Origin of the sequence: Streptomyces griseoluteus (assembly GCF_004784465.1) — a bacterium.
Lineage (GTDB): Bacteria > Actinomycetota > Actinomycetes > Streptomycetales > Streptomycetaceae > Streptomyces > Streptomyces griseoluteus.
Window position 1 is genome coordinate 326,136 of sequence record NZ_SRRU01000001.1, and the last position, 15,697, is coordinate 341,832.

The window sequence follows — 15,697 nt, forward strand, 5'->3', positions numbered from 1 at the left end:
GTCGTCACACCTGCCGCTGACCTCCGTCGACGAAGAGTTCGACACCGGTGACGAACGTGCTCTGGTCGCCGGCGAGGAACAGCGCCACATCGGCGACCTCCTCCGGGCGCCCCATCCGGCCCAGCGGAACCTGGCTCACGAAGCCCTCCCGTATCTTCGCGGCCGACTCCGCGTCGGGCGCGAGGCCCGCGATCCCCGGAGTGTCGGTCGGCCCCGGTGCCAGCGTGTTGACGCGGATCGCGCGATCGCTCAGTTCGTTCGCCCACGTGCGGGAGAAGGAGCGGATGGCGGCCTTCGAGGCGGCGTAGACGCCGAACGCCTCCTCCCCTCGCGCCGTGCTCCCGGTGAGGATCACCGAGGCGCCGTCGTTCAGCAGCGGAAGCGCCTTCTGGACCGTGAACAGCGTGCCCTTGACATTGATGCCGAAGGTCGAGTCGAAGTGCTCCTCCGTCAGGTCCTCCAGGGTGGCGAACTCACCGCCGCCGGCGTTGGCGAACAGCACGTCGATGCGACGGCCGCTCTCCGCCACCGCCTCGTACAGGCGGTCGATGTCATCCAGGTTCGAGACGTCTCCCCGGACCCCCGTGACGTTCTCGCCGATCTCGGCCACCGCCGCGTCGAGCGCCTCCTGGCGGCGGCCGGTGATGAAGACGTGCGCGCCCTCCTCGGCGAACCGCTTGGCGGTCGCAAGGCCGATCCCACTGTTGCCGCCGGTGACGACGGCCGTCTTTCCCTCGAGCTTTCCCACCGGGTCCTCCCTTCACCGCGGGCCGGCATCGACCCGACCCTGGATGTAACAACTTACATTACATCCAGGGTCGGGGGGTGGGGCGGAGACCGGTCGCGCGGGTGATCACCCCTCGATGAAGGAGAGGATCTCCGGGTTGAGGACGTCCGGGTGGAGCGACAGCATTCCGTGGGGCCATCCCTCGTAGCTCTTGAGCGTCGCGTTCTTCAGCAGCGCGGCGGACTTCGGCGCGGAGTCCTCGTAGGGCACCACTTGGTCGTCGGTACCGTGCAGGACGAGCACCGGGACGTCGATGCTCTTGAGGTCCTCGGTGAAGTCGGTCTCGGAGAACGCCTTGATGCATTCGTAGTGCGCGTTCGCCGCGCCCCTCATGCCCTGCCACCACCAGCGGTCGATGAGCCCCTGGACGACCTCGGCGCCGGGCCGGTTGAAACCGTAGAAGGGGCCCGCGGGGACGTCGATGTAGAACTGTGCGCGGTTGGCGGCGAGCGCCTCGCGCAGCGCGTCGAAAGCCTCGATCGGGGTGCCCTCGGGGTTGCTGTCCTTCTTGACCATGACCGGGGGCACCGCGTTGGAGATGACCGCCTTGGACACCCGGCCCGGTTCGGCCCGCGCCACGTAGCGGACCACCTCGCCGCCCCCGGTGGAGTGCCCGATGTGCACCGCGTCCTTCAGATCCAGTGCGTCGGTCAGGGCGGCCACGTCGGCGGCGTAGGTGTCCATGTCGTGCCCGGTCGACGGCTGGCTGGAGCGTCCGTGCCCGCGGCGGTCGTGGGCGATGACGCGATAGCCCTTGGACAGGAAGTACAGCAACTGGTTGTCCCAGTCCTCGTGGCTCAGGGGCCAGCCGTGGTGGAAGACGATCGGCTGGGCGTCCCGGGGGCCCCAGTCGACGTAGAAGATGCTGGTGCCGTCAGGCGTGGTCACTGTGCCCATGGCTGATACCTCCGGCCCCCCGGAACGTGTCGGCCCGCGTTTCTGCCACGCTACGCGCGCGCCGGTAGGGGTGCATGTCAGCGCTCGCGGGGCGCCTGGGCCGGAGGGCCGGCGGTCAGAGCAACGGCCGGGGTCGCCACCCCCCACAGGAGAGACCCCGGCCGTTGCGTGGTGCGGACCGCGGGCGGTCCGTCATGTTGTTCTGCGTCATGGCCGCGTCATATGTCACACCTGGGCGTGTCACGAGTCAGTTGCATCTTCCACAGACATGGACGAGCAGCGGTTTCAGGCCGTAACGTGCCTTTCGCGCCGACCGAGTGACGGGCGTAAAGGGAGTGCGGTGCAGGGGGACGACGCGGAGTTGACGGCCGCGGTGCGCGCGGCCCAGGCGGGGGACGAGACCGCGTTCCGTACGGTGTACCGCGCGGTGCATCCACGGCTGCTGGGCTATGTGCGCACGCTGGTGGGCGACTTGGAGGCCGAGGACGTCACGTCCGAGGCGTGGCTCCAGATCGCGCGCGACCTCGACCGGTTCAGCGGCGACGCCGACCGCTTCCGCGGCTGGGCCGCGCGGATAGCCCGCAACCGCGCCCTGGACCACATACGGATGCGCGGCCGCCGCCCCCTGATAGGCGGCGACGAGACGGAACTGACCGGCAGAGCCGCCGAGTCGGACACCGCCGGTGAGGCCATCGAGGCCCTGACCACCGACGGCACCCTCTCCCTCATCGCCCGGCTCCCGCAGGACCAGGCCGAGGCCGTCGTACTGCGCGTGGTGGTCGGTCTCGACGCCAAGACCGCCGCCGAGACGCTCGGCAAGCGCGCGGGCGCCGTCCGTACCGCCGCGCACCGGGGGCTGAAGCGGCTGGCCGAACTCCTCGGCGCCGATCCGGAATCGACGGGAGGGCTCGACGCGCTCCCGCCCCAGCGAACGCCGCGCGGTGGCGCGGTGCGGTCCGCGAGTGTGACGCATACGCGTACGCGGACGCAGAAGGACATGTGATGGCCGACGAGCACGACAAGTGGCTGGACGGTGAGACGTCGGAACGTCTGCTGCGCGGTGAGCCGTTGGAAACCGTCGACGCCGACGCGCGCGTCCCCGCCGACCGGCTCGCCGGACTGCTCGGCGCCCTGGCCGCCCAGGGTGCCCCCGCGCTCGGTGAACTACCCGGCGAGAAGGCCGCGTTGGCCGCGTTCCGGGACGGCCGGGCTGCCGTGCCCGCCGGGAGCGCGTACGGGTACGGCGACGCCGGCCTCGTCCGCATCGGCGCCCGCGCATCCCGTACCCGCCGCTCCCGCTGGGGCCGGCCCGTCCGGCTGGGCCTCGCCGCCGCGCTGGCCGCGGGCACGCTGGGCGGGGTCGCGGTGGCCGCGGGGAGCGGGGTGCTGCCCGGCCCGTTCCGGCACGACGCCCCCCGCCCCGGTGCCTCCCTCTCCGCCGCGGCGAGCCCGGCCCGGCCCGGCGAACCGGCGTCCCCGCCCTCCTCGCCGGGCACCTCGGGCACCCCGGACGTGACCCCGCGCGCACCGGCACCCGACGCGTCGGACGACGAAGCCGCGAGCACCGGCAAGGCCACGGACCAGCCCTCCTCCGCCGAGCCCTCGCGCCGCCCCGGCGCCCGCTGGTGGGCCGCCGCCACAGCCTGCCGCGACCTGCGGGAAGGCCGGGAGCCGGACACCGGGAACCGGCGGACCCTGGAGGGCCTCGCGGGCGGCCCGACGCGGGTCAAGGTCTACTGCCGCGCCCTGCTCGGCGCCGCCGAGGTGAACGGCCGCACCCCTGACCACCCGGGCGCGGACGGCAGGGGCGACGAGGGCGGGAGCGGCGGCCGGCACGACGACAACCAGGGCGACGACGACAGCCGCACCCCCCGCCCGCGTCTCCGCCTCGACCTCCCGTCGACCCGCCAGGCCCCTTCTGACCTGGTCCTTTGTCACTTCCGAAAAATTGTTTCGGAAAGGTGTGACGTTTCTGGAGGCGACGGCGCAGTACTGAGTGAGCCGACTGGTCATCGGCCGTCGCACTGAGCTGGGGTTCCCCCCGTACCCCAAGGCTCGTGCATCGGCGCGGGCGGGACACGTTCCCCCGGTCCCGCCCGCGCCCCCATTTCACCGCTGGAACCCGCTCACCGGTACACCACCACCCGGTCCCCGTTCCGCACCTGCGCGAAGAGCGACGCGATCGCCCCCTCGTCCCGCACGTTCACGCACCCGTGCGAACCGCCCGCGTACCCGTGCGCCGCGAAGTCGTAGGAGTAGTGGATCGCCTGGCCGCCGCTGAAGAACATGGCGTACGGCATCGGGGAGTCGTAGAGCGTCGACACATGGTGCCGGGACTTCCAGTAGATGCTGAACACACCCTCGCGGGTCGGCGTGTACTGCGAGCCGAAGCGGACCGAGACCGTGGTGAGCGTGCGGCCGTCGATCATCCAGCGCAGGGTCCGGCTGGTCTTGCTCACGCACAGCACCCGCCCGGTCAGACAGCGCGGGTCGGGCGCGGCGGCGGGCTGGCCGCCCATCAGATACAGCTCCCACTGGCCCGGCCGGTGCGTCATCGCCAGCAGCCGCTGCCAGGTGACGTTGTCCACGCGGCCCGTACGGGGGAGCCCCCGCTTGCCCTGGAAGCCGCTCACCGCCTGCTCGGTGAGGTCGTCGTACTCCCCGGTCGGCCCGTCGTTCAGCCACTGCACCTGCCGGAGCCGGGCCTGCAGCTCCCGCACGCCGGTCCCGCTGTCCCCGCGCGAGAACAGGGCCCCCGTCGTGGTGTGGGGCCGGGCGGACGGCGTGTCGAAGTGGACCGGGTACTGCGGCTTCCCGTCGGCCCCCTCCGGCGGTGGCTTGCACCCCCCGAGCGCCACGGCGAGGGCGGCGGCCGAGGCGAACAGGGCGACGGTTCTCCCCGGAATCCTCATGCCGAGGATGCTTCCCCCGCGCGCCCGCCGCCGAACAACGAGGCATCGTGGAAGGCGACCGACCCTCCCGGATTCCGGAGGCAGCCATGGCGCGAGAGTCGGAGTCGGGCACGCCCGTCGAGCCGGTCTACGGCCCCGAGGCACTGACCGGCTGGGACCCCGCCACCGAGCTGGGCGAACCGGGCGCGTACCCCTACACCCGTGGCGTGTACCCGACCATGTACACCGGCCGCCCCTGGACCATGCGCCAGTACGCCGGCTTCGGCACCGCCGCCGAGTCGGGCGCCCGCTACCGCGACCTGATCGCCCACGGCGTCACCGGCCTCTCGGTCGCCTTCGACCTGCCGACCCAGATGGGGTACGACTCCGACGCGCCCCTCGTGCGCGGCGAGGTCGGCCGGGTCGGGGTGGCGGTGGACTCGATCGAGGACATGCGGGAGCTGTTCGACGGGATTCCGCTGGACCGGGTCTCCACCTCGATGACGATCAACGCCCCGGCGGCCGTACTGCTGCTCCTGTACGAGCTGGTGGCCGAGGAGCGGGGGATACCCGGCGACCGTCTGACCGGCACCGTCCAGAACGACATCCTCAAGGAGTACATCGCGCGCGGCACCTACATCTTCCCGCCCCGCCCCTCCCTCCGGCTGACCGCCGACCTCTTCGCGTACTGCGCCGCCGCCCTGCCGCGGTGGAACACCATCTCCGTCTCCGGCTACCACATGGCCGAGGCCGGAGCCTCGCCCGCGCAGGAGATCGCGTTCACGCTGGCGGACGCGGTCGCCTACGTCCGCGCGGCGCTCGCGGCCGGCATGGACGTGGACGACTTCGGGCCCCGCCTGTCCTTCTTCTTCGTGGCGCGTACGACCCTGCTGGAGGAGGTCGCCAAGTTCCGTGCCGCGCGCCGGATGTGGGCCCGGATCATGCGGGAGGAGTTCGGGGCGCGGGACCCGAGGTCGTGGATGCTGCGCTTCCACACCCAGACGGCCGGGGTCCAGCTCACCGCCCAGCAGCCGGAGGCGAACCTCGTCCGGGTCACCGTGCAGGCGCTCGCGGCGGTCCTCGGCGGCACCCAGTCCCTGCACACCAACGCCTTCGACGAGGCCATCGCGCTGCCCACCGACAAGAGCGCCCGCCTCGCCCTGCGCACCCAGCAGATCCTCGCCCACGAGACCGACCTGACCGCGACCGTCGACCCCTTCGCCGGGTCGTACGCGGTGGAGCGGCTCACCGACGACGTGGAGCGGGCCGCGCTGGGGCTGCTGCGCCGGGTCGAGGAGCTGGGCGGGGCGGAGGCGGCCATCGAACTCGGGTACCAGAAGGGCGAGATCGAGCGGAACGCGTACCGGATCGCCCGCGAGACGGAGGCCGGGGAGCGGGTGGTGGTCGGGGTGAACCGCTTCCGCCTCGACGAGGAGGAGCCCTACGCCCCGCTCCGGGTGGACCCCGCCCTGGAGACCCGCCAGCGCGAACGCCTCGCCCGCCTGCGGGCCCGCCGCGACACCCGCACCGCCGACGCGGCCCTCCTCGCCCTCCGCGCGGCCGCCGAGGGCAGCGCCAACGTCCTCCCACCCATGAAACGCGCCCTCCGCGCCGAGGCCACCCTGGGCGAGGTCTGCGACACGCTGCGCTCGGTGTGGGGCACGTATCAGCCCCCGGACGCCCGCTGAGCCACCGGTGCCGGCGTGCGACACTCGCATCCATGTTCGGCGTCATTGATCTGCCCGCCTACCTGGCCGGGCTGCTGCTCATCATTCTGCTTCCGGGGCCCAATTCCCTGTACGTGCTGTCCGTGGCCGCCCGGAGGGGGGTCAGGCCGGGGTACACCGCGGCTGCCGGGGTGTGGTGCGGGGACACCGTGCTGATGACGTTGTCCGCGGCGGGGGTGGCCTCGCTGCTGCAGGCCAACGCCGTGCTGTTCGGGATCGTGAAGTACGCCGGGGCCGGCTATCTGACCTGGCTGGCGATCGGGATGCTGCGGGCCGCCTGGCAGATGTGGCGGACCCGGCGGGCGCCGGCCGTGGCGGAGGCCACCGCCGAGGAGGGGCCGGAGGCCGAGCGGCCGTTCCGGCGGGCGCTGGTGGTCAGCCTGTTCAACCCGAAGGCGATCCTGTTCTTCGTGGCCTTCTTCGTGCAGTTCGTGGACCCGGCCTACGCCTACCCGGCGCTGTCCTTCGTCGTCCTCGGGGCCTTCGCGCAGGCGGCCAGCTTCCTCTACCTCAGTGCCCTGATCTTCGGCGGCACCAAGCTGGCCGCCGCGTTCCGCCGCCGCAGGCGGCTGTCGGCGACGGCCACCTCGGCCGCCGGGGTGCTCTTCCTCGGCTTCGCGGTGAAGCTGTCGCTGGCCGCAGGCTAGTTCAGGCCAGGCCGACGCGGGCGAGGTGGCTGCCGAGTCCCTCGGCCGAGTCGCCCGCCCAGCCGACGTAACCGTCGGGGCGGATCAGGAAGACGCCGGGGCCGTACGCGGCCGGCAGGGAGCGCACGCCGGGGAGTTCGGCGCCCAGCAGGGTCCAGTGCGGGCCCCGGAAGGCGTCGAAGAGGCGGACGCCGTCCACCGTGCCGTCCGGGGCGCGGTCGCCCGCCCGTATCCCCGCGGGCTCCAGCCGGGGTGTCCACGCTGAGGGCCGACGCCCGGTGGCCCAGGCCGAGTTGGACCGTCGCCTGCCCCCGCTGGACCTCGCCCCGGTGCACCCCCGTGGGGAGGTCCAGCATGGACGTACGGCATCCGCTGACGTCAGCTCTTGAGCGCCCGGCGCAGCCGGGGCCCGAACGGCTTCTCCACGAACCGGTGCAGCAGCCACGCCAGCGCCAGCATCCCCGTCACCGTCAGCCCGAGCGTCGGCCACGCCCCGAGGCCCAGCCCCCGGTGCAGCACCCGGACCGCGAACCAGCCCAGGTGCTCGTGCACCAGGTAGAACGGGTAGGTCAGCGCGCCCGCCGTCACCAGCCACGGCCAGGACGCCCACCGGGTCCAGCCCAGCGCCACGGCCGCCACCGAGGCGAAGGCCAGCGTGACCACGGCGACGATCACCACCGGGTGCCGGGTGAAGTCGCCGTGCGCCCCCGGATGCCACAGCCCGCGCACGGCCGCGCTCTGCCCGAGCAGCCAGGACATCGCCACCAGCCCCCACAGCAGCGGGCTGCCGCCGAAGCGGTGGACCAGGTACAGCGCGAGTCCGCCGGTGAAGAACGGCGCGTACTCCGGCATGACGAGGGCGTCGGTGAGGGCGTTGCCCGCGGTGGTGGAGATCGCGGAGGCCAGCGTCCAGACGCAGGCGAACAGCACCACGCGCCGGTAGGTCGCCCCGCGCCACACAACGAACAGGGCGAACAGCGCGTAGAACCGGACCTCCACCCAGAGCGTCCAGCAGACGCCGAGTATCCGAGAGGCGCCCATCGGCTGCTGGAGCATGGTCAGGTTGACCAGGAACTCGTCCGCCCGCACCGGGTGCACCACCACCGGCAGCACGAAGGCCGCCCCGGTGACCAGCACCAGCGCCACCCAGTAGGCGGGGTAGAGACGGGCCACACGGGAGCGGAAGAAGTCGCCGGGCGTACGGCCCCAGCCGCTCATGCAGATCACGAAACCGCTGATCACGAAGAAGAACTGCACGCCCAGACAGCCGTAGGGGGTGATCTGGGAGAGCCAGGGGAAGACCTCGGACGGGCTCTGGTGCCAGGACTCCGATATCGTCCCGCCGCGCCCGGTGTAGTGGTACATGCACACCATCAGCGCGGCCACGAGCCGCAGCCCGTCCAGGGCGAGCAGCCGCCCCCGCGCCCCGGTGGCGACCGGCTGGGAGAGGCCGGCGGGCGCGGCCGGCGGCGAGGTGGCGGTCATCTGCACAGTCCTTGGCATCGAATCGGTCGGTAGCAGGGTGGTTCAGCCGCGGGCGGTCCGGCGCAGGCCGCGAGCGCGGCGGGCCACCCGGCGGACGGTGGCGTTGCGCGGGATGAACGCGAGCTGCGCGGGCACCCCGCCGGGCAGCCCCAGCACGGTCAGCCGGCGGCGCTTGAAGTAGCGCAGGGTGGCCGGGTCCAGGTGCCGGGCGAGGAAGCCCTCCACGTCGGCGCGCAGTCCGGGCAGGATCTTCGGCTGCATGGCGAAGCCCACCGCGCGCACCAGCTCGCCCAGTTCGGCGGCCTCCATGCCGCGCCGCCCCTCGGTGACGGCCGCCCGGTCGCCCAGCTCGGGCAGCAGCGCGTCGACCACGGTGACCGGCACCCGGTTGCTGTTCTCGTACGGGGCGAGCCGCTCCAGCAGGGTGCCGGTGCCGGCCCGCGCCACGGGCAGGCCGTACAGCGTGGCGGCGGTCAGCAGGGCGGTGGAGAAGCAGCCGACGACCAGCGCCGGGCGCATCCGCTGGTACAGCACCTCGGCCAGCACCGGGGTGTCCAGCACCGTGAGGTCGGCCCCGAGCCGCTCCGCCTCCTCCTCCAGGGTGCGGGCGTAGCGGGCCGGTGCGGTGGGATGCGGCTTGAACACCAGGCGGGTGTGGCCCAGTTGCACCGCGCCGCGCAGCATGCGGACGTGCAGCGCCTCCTCCTCGTCCGGGGTGAGGATGTCCAGCGCGGAGAGGTACTGGCCCAGCAGCAGCGCGGGTTCCTCGATGGCGGGCAACTTGTCGCCCGTGACCGCGAGTTCCGCCAGCACCTTGGTGAAGGCGGCGGTCGGCACCATCTCGGCCGGCACCCCGAACTCGGTGAGCAGCAAGGGCTGAAGGCCCGGTACGAGGTCGAGGTGGAGCAGCCGGTCCACGCGGGTGCCGACCAGCGGGTCGATCTTGTTGCGGGTGGGGCCGTAGCTCATCAGGCCGTCGGCGTAGACCGTGACCGGGGCGCCGGTGAAGATCTGCGCGAGCGCCAGCGACGGGCTGACCTGGATCGACTCGACCGCCAACTCGACCGGTCCGTCCCCGAGCCGCCACTCGTGGCGGAAGTACCGCTGCCACAGCGGCATGTCGTCCACGCGGGGCAGCCAGCCGCCGGGGTGGAAGGGGTGGATGGTCTCGTTGTAGGACAGCACGTCGTCGAACCGGTCCCGCAGCCGCTCGAAGCCGGGCATCTCGTCCAGCGGGGGCGTGGTCTCCGGGGTCGCCGCGTTGTTGCAGACCAGCAGCAGGCGCCGGTCGGCGGGGGCGAAACAGCCGGAGTCCAGGGCGGCGGCCAGCGTGGCCACGCCGTACAGCGTGGACGCCTGGAAGATCTGGGTGGTCACGCGGCGGCCCCGGCGGGGGAGGGGCGGCGGCGCAGCCGGCGCAGCCGGGTGGCGCGGGCGAGGTCCATCGAGTCCAGCGCCTCGTTCAGCACGTCCTGCGGCATGCGCCTGAGGGCGGCCGCGCTCAGGGATTTCAGTTTTCTCGCCACCGGGGGCTCGAACCTTTCGATGCTTCCCAGATGGTGGGAAATGATCGCGCAATAGGTGCGCACGGCCTTGGGCAGCAGTTCCTTCGCATCCCGGTCGGCGGCTGTTTCCGCTATGACCTGGTCGAAGGCGCGCAGGAAATCGAGCTGGCGGACATCGCCGATCTGGGTCAGCGAGGAGGCGACCCCGCGCCGGTAGAAGACGCCGAGCAGCCCGACCACGGCGAACGACTCCGCCTCCCGGTGCAGGCGCCAGATCCACGGCCGGTCCTCCGCCGTGCGCAGCCCGTCCGTGAAGTGCAGCAGCCCCCGATCCGCGAGCCGCCGGTGGTAGATCCCGGCCCAGGCGTACGCGTAGTCCACCGACGTCGACCGGTCCGCGGGCAGGATGGCCGCCCTCGGGTCCAGGACGACATCGCGCCGGCCGTGCGGCACCCGGTGCACCGACCGGGCCCGCGCGGTGCACTGGACATGGTCGGTGCGCAGGAAGTCGCACCCCAGGTCGTCCATGCGCGCGACCAGCTGGTCGTAGTAGCCGGGGGCGAGCCAGTCGTCGCCGTCGAGGAACGTCAGGTACTCGCCGCGCGCCCGGTCCAGACCGGTGTTGCGGGCGGTCGCCAGGCCGCCGTTGCGCTCGTGCCGGACGACGACGGCGCCCGGCAGTTCGCGTTCGGCGCGCTCGAGGATGTCCGGTGTCCCGTCGCGGGAACAGTCGTCCACGAGAATGAACTCGTAATCGTCCCGCGCGTTCGCACGAAGACTCCTCAATGTGTCCGGCGCGTATTGCTGCACGTTGTAGAACGGCACGATGACCGAGAGCTTGACCACGCCGAGGACGTTAGGGCGGGGCCCGGCATTCGTGTCGACGCTCGCCTTGATACCGGGTGAACGACGCGTGGCGAAGCCGTGAACCGGGTTTTCCCCGAGCCTGATCCGGGCCCGAATCCCCATTCGTCGATGTGCTGTTAACCGTTTGTTGAGTTCGGGTTGGGCCGGGGCTACGAATCGCTTCCTAGCGTCCTCTGCGTGCCAGCAAGTGCAACGAAGTCCCCGCGGATCGCCGTCCTCGCCGATTCCGACACCCGGTGGAAGTGGGGCGCGCTCACCGCGCGCCGTATCGCTCCCGCCGCTGCCGGACGGCTCGACGGCTACCTCCTGCGGGGCCGGGCCACCCCGACACCCCGCCAGCTCGCGGAGACCGGCGCCACCGCCGACTCGCTCCGCGAGGTCACCGGCGCCGAGTTCCTGCGCGCCATGACCGGGGAGTCCTACGACATCCTGGTCCTCGCGCTGGTCGGCGGCGGGGTGCAGGCCATGCTGCACGGCCTGAAGCACGCCTGGGGGAGCGGTCCACGCCCGGTCGTCGTCACCGGTTACGTCGGTGTCGTCTACGAGAAGCTCGCCGACGGCCTGCTGCTGCGGCACGGCGCCGACCTGGTCCTCGCCAACTCGGCCCAGGACGCCGACCGGTTCCGCGCGGTGTACGAGGGGGTCGGGGCGGACGCCGGGGCGGTCACCGAGGTGGCGCTGCCGTTCCTCGGCGGGGAGGCGTACGCGGGTGAAAGGGCGCCCTCCGCGGATCAGGGGCGGGGGCCCTGCACCGTGACGTTCGCCGCGCAGCCCTCCGTACCGGAGAACCGCGCTGACCGGACCTACCTGCTGGACCGGCTCATCGCCCACGCCCGGCGGCACCCCGAGCGCGAGGTGCTGCTCAAGCTGCGCTCCAAGCCCGGTGAACACACCACGCACATCGAGGAGCTGCCGTACCAGAAGCTGGTGCGGGGGCGGGAGCTGCCGGCCAACCTCCGTCTGGTGTACGGGCACATGGGCGAGGTGCTGGACCGGACCGACCTCCTGGTGACCGTCAGCTCCACCGCGGCCCTGGAGTCCCTGCACCGGCGCATTCCGACGGCCGTGCTGACCGACCTCGGGGTGCGGGAGGCGCTGGGCAACCACCACTTCCTGGGCTCCGGGTGCCTCACCTCCTGGGACCGGCTGGACGCCGGGCACCGGCCGGAGCCGGACCCCACGTGGCTGGCCCGGCAGGGGGTCGCCGCCGGGGACGGTTCGTACGAGGGCGCCTTCGACGCGGCCCGCGCCCGGATCGCCACCCTGCTGGAGAGGTCCGGCGCGCTGCCGCCGCTGGAGCCCTACTACACCCCCGGGACCGCGCCCGGCTATCTGCCCGGCATCCTCGCCCGCCACCACCTCGGCCCCGACGGCGCCCCGCTGCCCGGCAGCCCCGCCACCCGCGCGGAGGCCGGACCCGTCCGGCAGATCGTGCGCCGGGCCGCCCGAGGCGCGTACCGGCACGGCGTCCAGCGGGTCGCCCCGGTGATCCGGCGGATGGGCGAGCTGTGAGTACCGCACCTTCTTCCTCTCAAGGAGCTGACCCCATGACCCACTGGCCCGCCGATCCGGGCGACCCGCCGCGCCGGGTGCTCGCCGTGATCCCGGCGCGCGGCGGCTCCAAGGGGGTGCCGGCCAAGAACCTCGCCCCCGTGGGCGGCGTCCCGCTGGTGGCCCGCGCGGTGCGCGCCTGTCTGGCCGCCCCCGCCGTCACCGACGTCGTCGTCTCCACCGACGACGCGGCCGTGGCCGCCGCGGCCCGCGCGGCCGGCGCCGAGGTCGTCACCCGGCCCGCCGCCATCGCCGGCGACACCGCCACCTCCGAGGCCGCCGTCCTGCACGCCCTGGACGCCTTCGAGGAGCGCGCCCGGGCGGCCGTCGACGTGGTGCTGCTCGTGCAGTGCACCAGCCCCTTCCTGCTCGCGGACGACATCGGCCGGGTCGCCGAGGCGGTCGTCCGCGACGGCGCCGACACCGCCGTCACCGTCGCCCCGTTCCACGGCTTCGTCTGGCGCGACGGCGATTCCGACCAGCCCGGCGGCTTCGGCGTCAACCACGACAAGGCCGTACGTCCCCGCCGCCAGGACCGCCCGCAGGACCTGCTGGAGACGGGCGCCGCCTATGCGATGGACGTGACCGGCTTCCGCGCCCACGGCCACCGCTTCTTCGGCCGCACCGAGCTGGTCCGCACCGACCCGGCCCGCGTGCTGGAGATCGACGACCCGCACGACCTGGCCCGCGCCCGCGCCCTGGCCCCGCTGCTCGACACCGTCCCGGCGGGCGCGCTGCCCACCCTCGACGACGTCGACGCCGTCGTCCTCGACTTCGACGGCACCCAGACCGACGACCGGGTGCTGATCGACACGGACGGGCGGGAGTTCGTCTCCGTGCACCGGGGTGACGGGCTCGGCGTCGCCGCGCTGCGCCGCGCCGGGGTGCCGACGCTGATCCTGTCCACCGAGCAGAACCCCGTCGTCGCCGCCCGCGCCCGCAAGCTCCGGCTGCCGGTGCTGCACGGCATCGACCGCAAGGACCTCGCCCTCAAGCAGTGGTGCGAGGAGCAGGGCATCGCCCCCGAGCGGGTGCTCTACGCCGGCAACGACGTCAACGACCTGCCCTGCCTCGCCCTCGTCGGCTGGCCCGTCGCGGTCGCCGACGCCCACGACGCCGTACGCGGCGCCGCCCGCGCCGTCACCACCGTCCCCGGCGGATACGGCGCCGTCCGGGAGATCGCGGGCTGGCTCCTCGGACCCTCCCTCGACACCCCTCCCCACCCCGTCCCCACGTCCCACAGCAAGTAAGGAACACCCTGATGAGCACCAACTCCCGCCTGCGCAGCTTCGGTTCCCGCGAGGCCGGCCCCGGCCGTCCCGTCTACATCACCGGCGAGATCGGCATCAACCACAACGGTGAGCTGGAGAACGCCTTCAAGCTGATCGACGCCGCCGCCGAGGCCGGCTGCGACGCCGTGAAGTTCCAGAAGCGCACCCCGGAGATCTGCACCCCGCGCGACCAGTGGGACATCGAGCGCGACACCCCCTGGGGCCGGATGACCTACATCGACTACCGCCACCGTGTGGAGTTCGGCGAGGACGAGTACCGCGAGATCGACGCGTACTGCAAGGAGAAGGGGATCGACTGGTTCGCCTCCCCGTGGGACACCGAGGCCGTCGCCTTCCTGGAGAAGTTCGACGTCCCCGCCCACAAGGTCGCCTCCGCCTCCCTCACCGACGACGAGCTGCTGCGCGCCCTGCGCGCCACCGGCCGCACGGTGATCCTCTCCACCGGCATGTCCACCCCGAAGCAGATCCGCCACGCGGTCGAGGTGCTGGGCTCGGAGAACATCCTGCTCTGCCACGCCACCTCCACCTACCCGGCCAAGGCCGAGGAGCTGAACCTCCGTGTGATCAACACGCTGGAGAAGGAGTTCCCGAACGTCCCGATCGGCTACTCCGGCCACGAGACGGGCCTGCAGACCACGCTGGCCGCCGTCGCCCTCGGCGCCGTCTTCGTCGAGCGCCACATCACCCTGGACCGCGCCATGTGGGGCTCCGACCAGGCCGCCTCCGTCGAGCCGCAGGGCCTGATCCGCCTGGTCCGCGACATCCGCGCCATCGAGGCGTCCCTCGGCGACGGCGTCAAGAAGGTCTACAACTCCGAGCTGGGCCCGATGAAGAAGCTGCGCCGGGTCTCCGGTGTGGTCGCCGAGGCGGAGATCGCCGCCGCCGCGGGCGAGCCGGTCACGGTCTGACCCGACTCCCCCGACTGCTCTACGACGGGACGGTCACAACCCCCCATGAGCCCTCGCGCCGGACACCCCGGCCCCCCTGCCCGCACGCTCGCCTTCGTGGAGAGCCCGGTGCAACTGCTGAACGTACTGGAGTGGGCCCACGCGGTCGGGGTGCCGGCGCGCGAGGGGGCCGGGGCGGAGCTGACGCTCGTCGTGCTGGCCCCCACCGACCCCATGACCCGGGGCCAGCTGCGCCGCATGGCCGACCTCGCCCGGGACGAGGGGTACGAGGTGCGCTGGGAAGAGGCGCGGGGCGGCGCGAGCGCCCCGTTCCAGACCGTCGGCGCGCTGGCCGGGGCGCTCCGGCGGGCCGGCCGGATCGTCATGGGCGACCCCTTCTCCCGCTACGTACAGCTCCTGCTCACCATCACCCGGGCGCCCGAGCTGGTCGTGGTGGACGACGGCACCGCCACCATGGAGTTCGTCGCCCAGCTGGCCCGCGGGGAACGCCTGGTGCGCTGGCACCGCAAGGGCGGTCCGCCCGGTCCCCGTGACCTGCTCTTCGCCCCGGTCTCCGCCACCGCCCGGCGCCGGCTCACCCCGAGCGGCGGCCGGCGGGTGGAGGTCTTCTCCGCGATGCCGGTGACCGAGACCCCGGACGGCGTCACGGTCACCGCCAACGAGTTCGCCTGGACCCGCGCCCGCTTCGGCCCGCCCCGCGTGACGAAGAGCGCCGACCTGGTCGGCACCTCCCTGGTGGAGACCGGCGTGGTCGACGCCGGCCGCTACCTCGCGGCCGTCCAGGCCCTGGCGAAGGCCCACGGCGCCACCCGGTACTTCGCCCACCGCCGCGAGAGCACCCCGAAGCTGCACCGGCTGGCCGTCGAGACCGGCCTGGAGATCGTCCGCCCCGACCTCCCCCTGGAGCTGATCGCCCGCCGGGGCCCGATCGGCAGCACCGTGCTGAGCTTCCCCTCCACGGTCGTCCACACCCTGCCCCTCGCCCTGAAGGGCACCGGCGTCCGCGTGGCCGTCTGCGACATAGACCCCGCCTGGCTCACCGCCCACGCCTCGCCCCGCGCCCAGGGCTTCCTCTCCGGCGTGACGGGCACGGCCCGCGACACGCACCGGCTGACCACGGTGGTGCCGGGGACCTGAAAG

Annotated in this window: 14 protein-coding genes and 1 pseudogene; 8 read left to right on the forward strand and 7 right to left on the reverse strand. The window is 73.0% G+C overall.

Annotated features, from left to right (window positions below; genetic code table 11):
- Positions 1-4: 4 nt before the first annotated feature.
- Positions 5-748, reverse strand: a complete 744-nt coding sequence (locus tag E5082_RS01670; RefSeq protein WP_135789506.1) for an SDR family NAD(P)-dependent oxidoreductase — start codon at positions 746-748, stop codon at positions 5-7.
- A 105-nt stretch (positions 749-853) separates the two neighbouring features.
- The gene (locus E5082_RS01675) at positions 854-1,684 is read right to left on the reverse strand and encodes an alpha/beta fold hydrolase (protein ID WP_135789507.1); all 831 of its coding nucleotides are present in this window, start codon (positions 1,682-1,684) and stop codon (positions 854-856) included.
- Positions 1,685-2,024: 340 nt separating this feature from the next.
- On the opposite strand from E5082_RS01675, the gene E5082_RS01680 reads away from it, so the two are divergent.
- Positions 2,025-2,687 carry an RNA polymerase sigma factor gene (locus E5082_RS01680; RefSeq protein WP_135789508.1) on the forward strand — a complete coding sequence of 221 codons (663 nt, stop codon included), beginning with the start codon at positions 2,025-2,027 and terminating at the stop codon, positions 2,685-2,687.
- Positions 2,687-3,712: an extensin gene (locus E5082_RS01685; protein ID WP_135789509.1), complete on the forward strand. Its 1,026-nt coding sequence runs from the start codon at positions 2,687-2,689 to the stop codon at positions 3,710-3,712. The genes E5082_RS01680 and E5082_RS01685 overlap by 1 nt, the downstream gene beginning before the upstream one ends.
- 98 nt (positions 3,713-3,810) lie before the next feature.
- Here E5082_RS01685 and E5082_RS01690 read toward each other — a convergent pair whose 3' ends face one another.
- Positions 3,811-4,596 (reverse strand): L,D-transpeptidase family protein, encoded by a 786-nt coding sequence (locus tag E5082_RS01690; protein ID WP_135789510.1) that lies wholly within the window; start codon positions 4,594-4,596, stop codon positions 3,811-3,813.
- An 86-nt stretch (positions 4,597-4,682) separates the two neighbouring features.
- On the opposite strand from E5082_RS01690, the gene E5082_RS01695 reads away from it, so the two are divergent.
- Together E5082_RS01695 and leuE are read left to right on the forward strand one after the other, a co-directional pair.
- Positions 4,683-6,263: an acyl-CoA mutase large subunit family protein gene (locus E5082_RS01695; RefSeq protein WP_135789511.1), complete on the forward strand. Its 1,581-nt coding sequence runs from the start codon at positions 4,683-4,685 to the stop codon at positions 6,261-6,263.
- Between the two features lie 32 nt (positions 6,264-6,295).
- Positions 6,296-6,949, forward strand: coding sequence for a leucine efflux protein LeuE (gene leuE, locus E5082_RS01700; RefSeq protein ID WP_135789512.1), 654 nt, complete (start codon positions 6,296-6,298; stop codon positions 6,947-6,949).
- A gap of 1 nt (position 6,950) precedes the next feature.
- On the opposite strand, the pseudogene E5082_RS32600 reads toward leuE, so the two are convergent.
- From E5082_RS32600 to E5082_RS01720, 4 genes and pseudogenes are all read right to left on the reverse strand, one after another.
- A pseudogene (locus E5082_RS32600) lies at positions 6,951-7,305 on the reverse strand (pentachlorophenol monooxygenase); the annotation flags it as partial.
- Between the two features lie 22 nt (positions 7,306-7,327).
- A complete protein-coding gene (locus E5082_RS01710) occupies positions 7,328-8,434 on the reverse strand; it encodes an acyltransferase family protein (RefSeq protein WP_229918901.1) in 1,107 nt (368 codons plus the stop codon).
- 42 nt (positions 8,435-8,476) lie between these two features.
- On the reverse strand, positions 8,477-9,811 hold the full coding sequence (locus E5082_RS01715; protein ID WP_135789514.1) for an alpha-2,8-polysialyltransferase family protein: 1,335 nt from the start codon (positions 9,809-9,811) through the stop codon (positions 8,477-8,479).
- Positions 9,808-10,785 carry a glycosyltransferase family 2 protein gene (locus tag E5082_RS01720; RefSeq protein ID WP_135789515.1) on the reverse strand — a complete coding sequence of 326 codons (978 nt, stop codon included), beginning with the start codon at positions 10,783-10,785 and terminating at the stop codon, positions 9,808-9,810. Before E5082_RS01720 ends, E5082_RS01715 begins: the two co-directional genes overlap by 4 nt.
- Positions 10,786-10,983: 198 nt before the next feature.
- Here E5082_RS01720 and E5082_RS01725 point away from each other — a divergent pair, with 198 nt between their 5' ends.
- Genes E5082_RS01725 through E5082_RS01740 form a run of 4 tightly spaced genes read left to right on the forward strand, consistent with a single transcriptional unit; the run spans position 10,984 to position 15,694 of the window.
- On the forward strand, positions 10,984-12,318 hold the full coding sequence (locus E5082_RS01725) for a DUF6716 putative glycosyltransferase (RefSeq protein WP_135789516.1): 1,335 nt from the start codon (positions 10,984-10,986) through the stop codon (positions 12,316-12,318).
- Between the two features lie 35 nt (positions 12,319-12,353).
- Positions 12,354-13,607 carry an acylneuraminate cytidylyltransferase gene (locus E5082_RS01730; protein WP_135789517.1) on the forward strand — a complete coding sequence of 418 codons (1,254 nt, stop codon included), beginning with the start codon at positions 12,354-12,356 and terminating at the stop codon, positions 13,605-13,607.
- An 11-nt stretch (positions 13,608-13,618) separates the two neighbouring features.
- Complete coding sequence (locus E5082_RS01735) at positions 13,619-14,557, forward strand: N-acetylneuraminate synthase family protein (protein ID WP_135789518.1); 939 nt, start codon at positions 13,619-13,621, stop codon at positions 14,555-14,557.
- Between the two features lie 45 nt (positions 14,558-14,602).
- The gene (locus E5082_RS01740; protein WP_135789519.1) at positions 14,603-15,694 is read left to right on the forward strand and encodes a hypothetical protein; all 1,092 of its coding nucleotides are present in this window, start codon (positions 14,603-14,605) and stop codon (positions 15,692-15,694) included.
- The last annotated feature ends 3 nt before the right edge of the window (positions 15,695-15,697 follow it).

Bases quoted from the DNA above. Each gene is read 5' to 3' on its own strand.
- E5082_RS01675 (WP_135789507.1), bottom strand. From the start codon at position 1,684: ATGGGCACAGTGACCACGCCTGACGGCACCAGCATCTTCTACGTCGAC.
- E5082_RS01685 (WP_135789509.1), top strand. From the start codon at position 2,687: ATGGCCGACGAGCACGACAAGTGGCTGGACGGTGAGACGTCGGAACGT.
- E5082_RS01690 (WP_135789510.1), bottom strand. From the start codon at position 4,596: ATGAGGATTCCGGGGAGAACCGTCGCCCTGTTCGCCTCGGCCGCCGCC.
- E5082_RS01695 (WP_135789511.1), top strand. From the start codon at position 4,683: ATGGCGCGAGAGTCGGAGTCGGGCACGCCCGTCGAGCCGGTCTACGGC.
- leuE (WP_135789512.1), top strand. From the start codon at position 6,296: ATGTTCGGCGTCATTGATCTGCCCGCCTACCTGGCCGGGCTGCTGCTC.
- E5082_RS01710 (WP_229918901.1), bottom strand. From the start codon at position 8,434: ATGACCGCCACCTCGCCGCCGGCCGCGCCCGCCGGCCTCTCCCAGCCG.
- E5082_RS01730 (WP_135789517.1), top strand. From the start codon at position 12,354: ATGACCCACTGGCCCGCCGATCCGGGCGACCCGCCGCGCCGGGTGCTC.
- E5082_RS01735 (WP_135789518.1), top strand. From the start codon at position 13,619: ATGAGCACCAACTCCCGCCTGCGCAGCTTCGGTTCCCGCGAGGCCGGC.
- E5082_RS01740 (WP_135789519.1), top strand. From the start codon at position 14,603: ATGAGCCCTCGCGCCGGACACCCCGGCCCCCCTGCCCGCACGCTCGCC.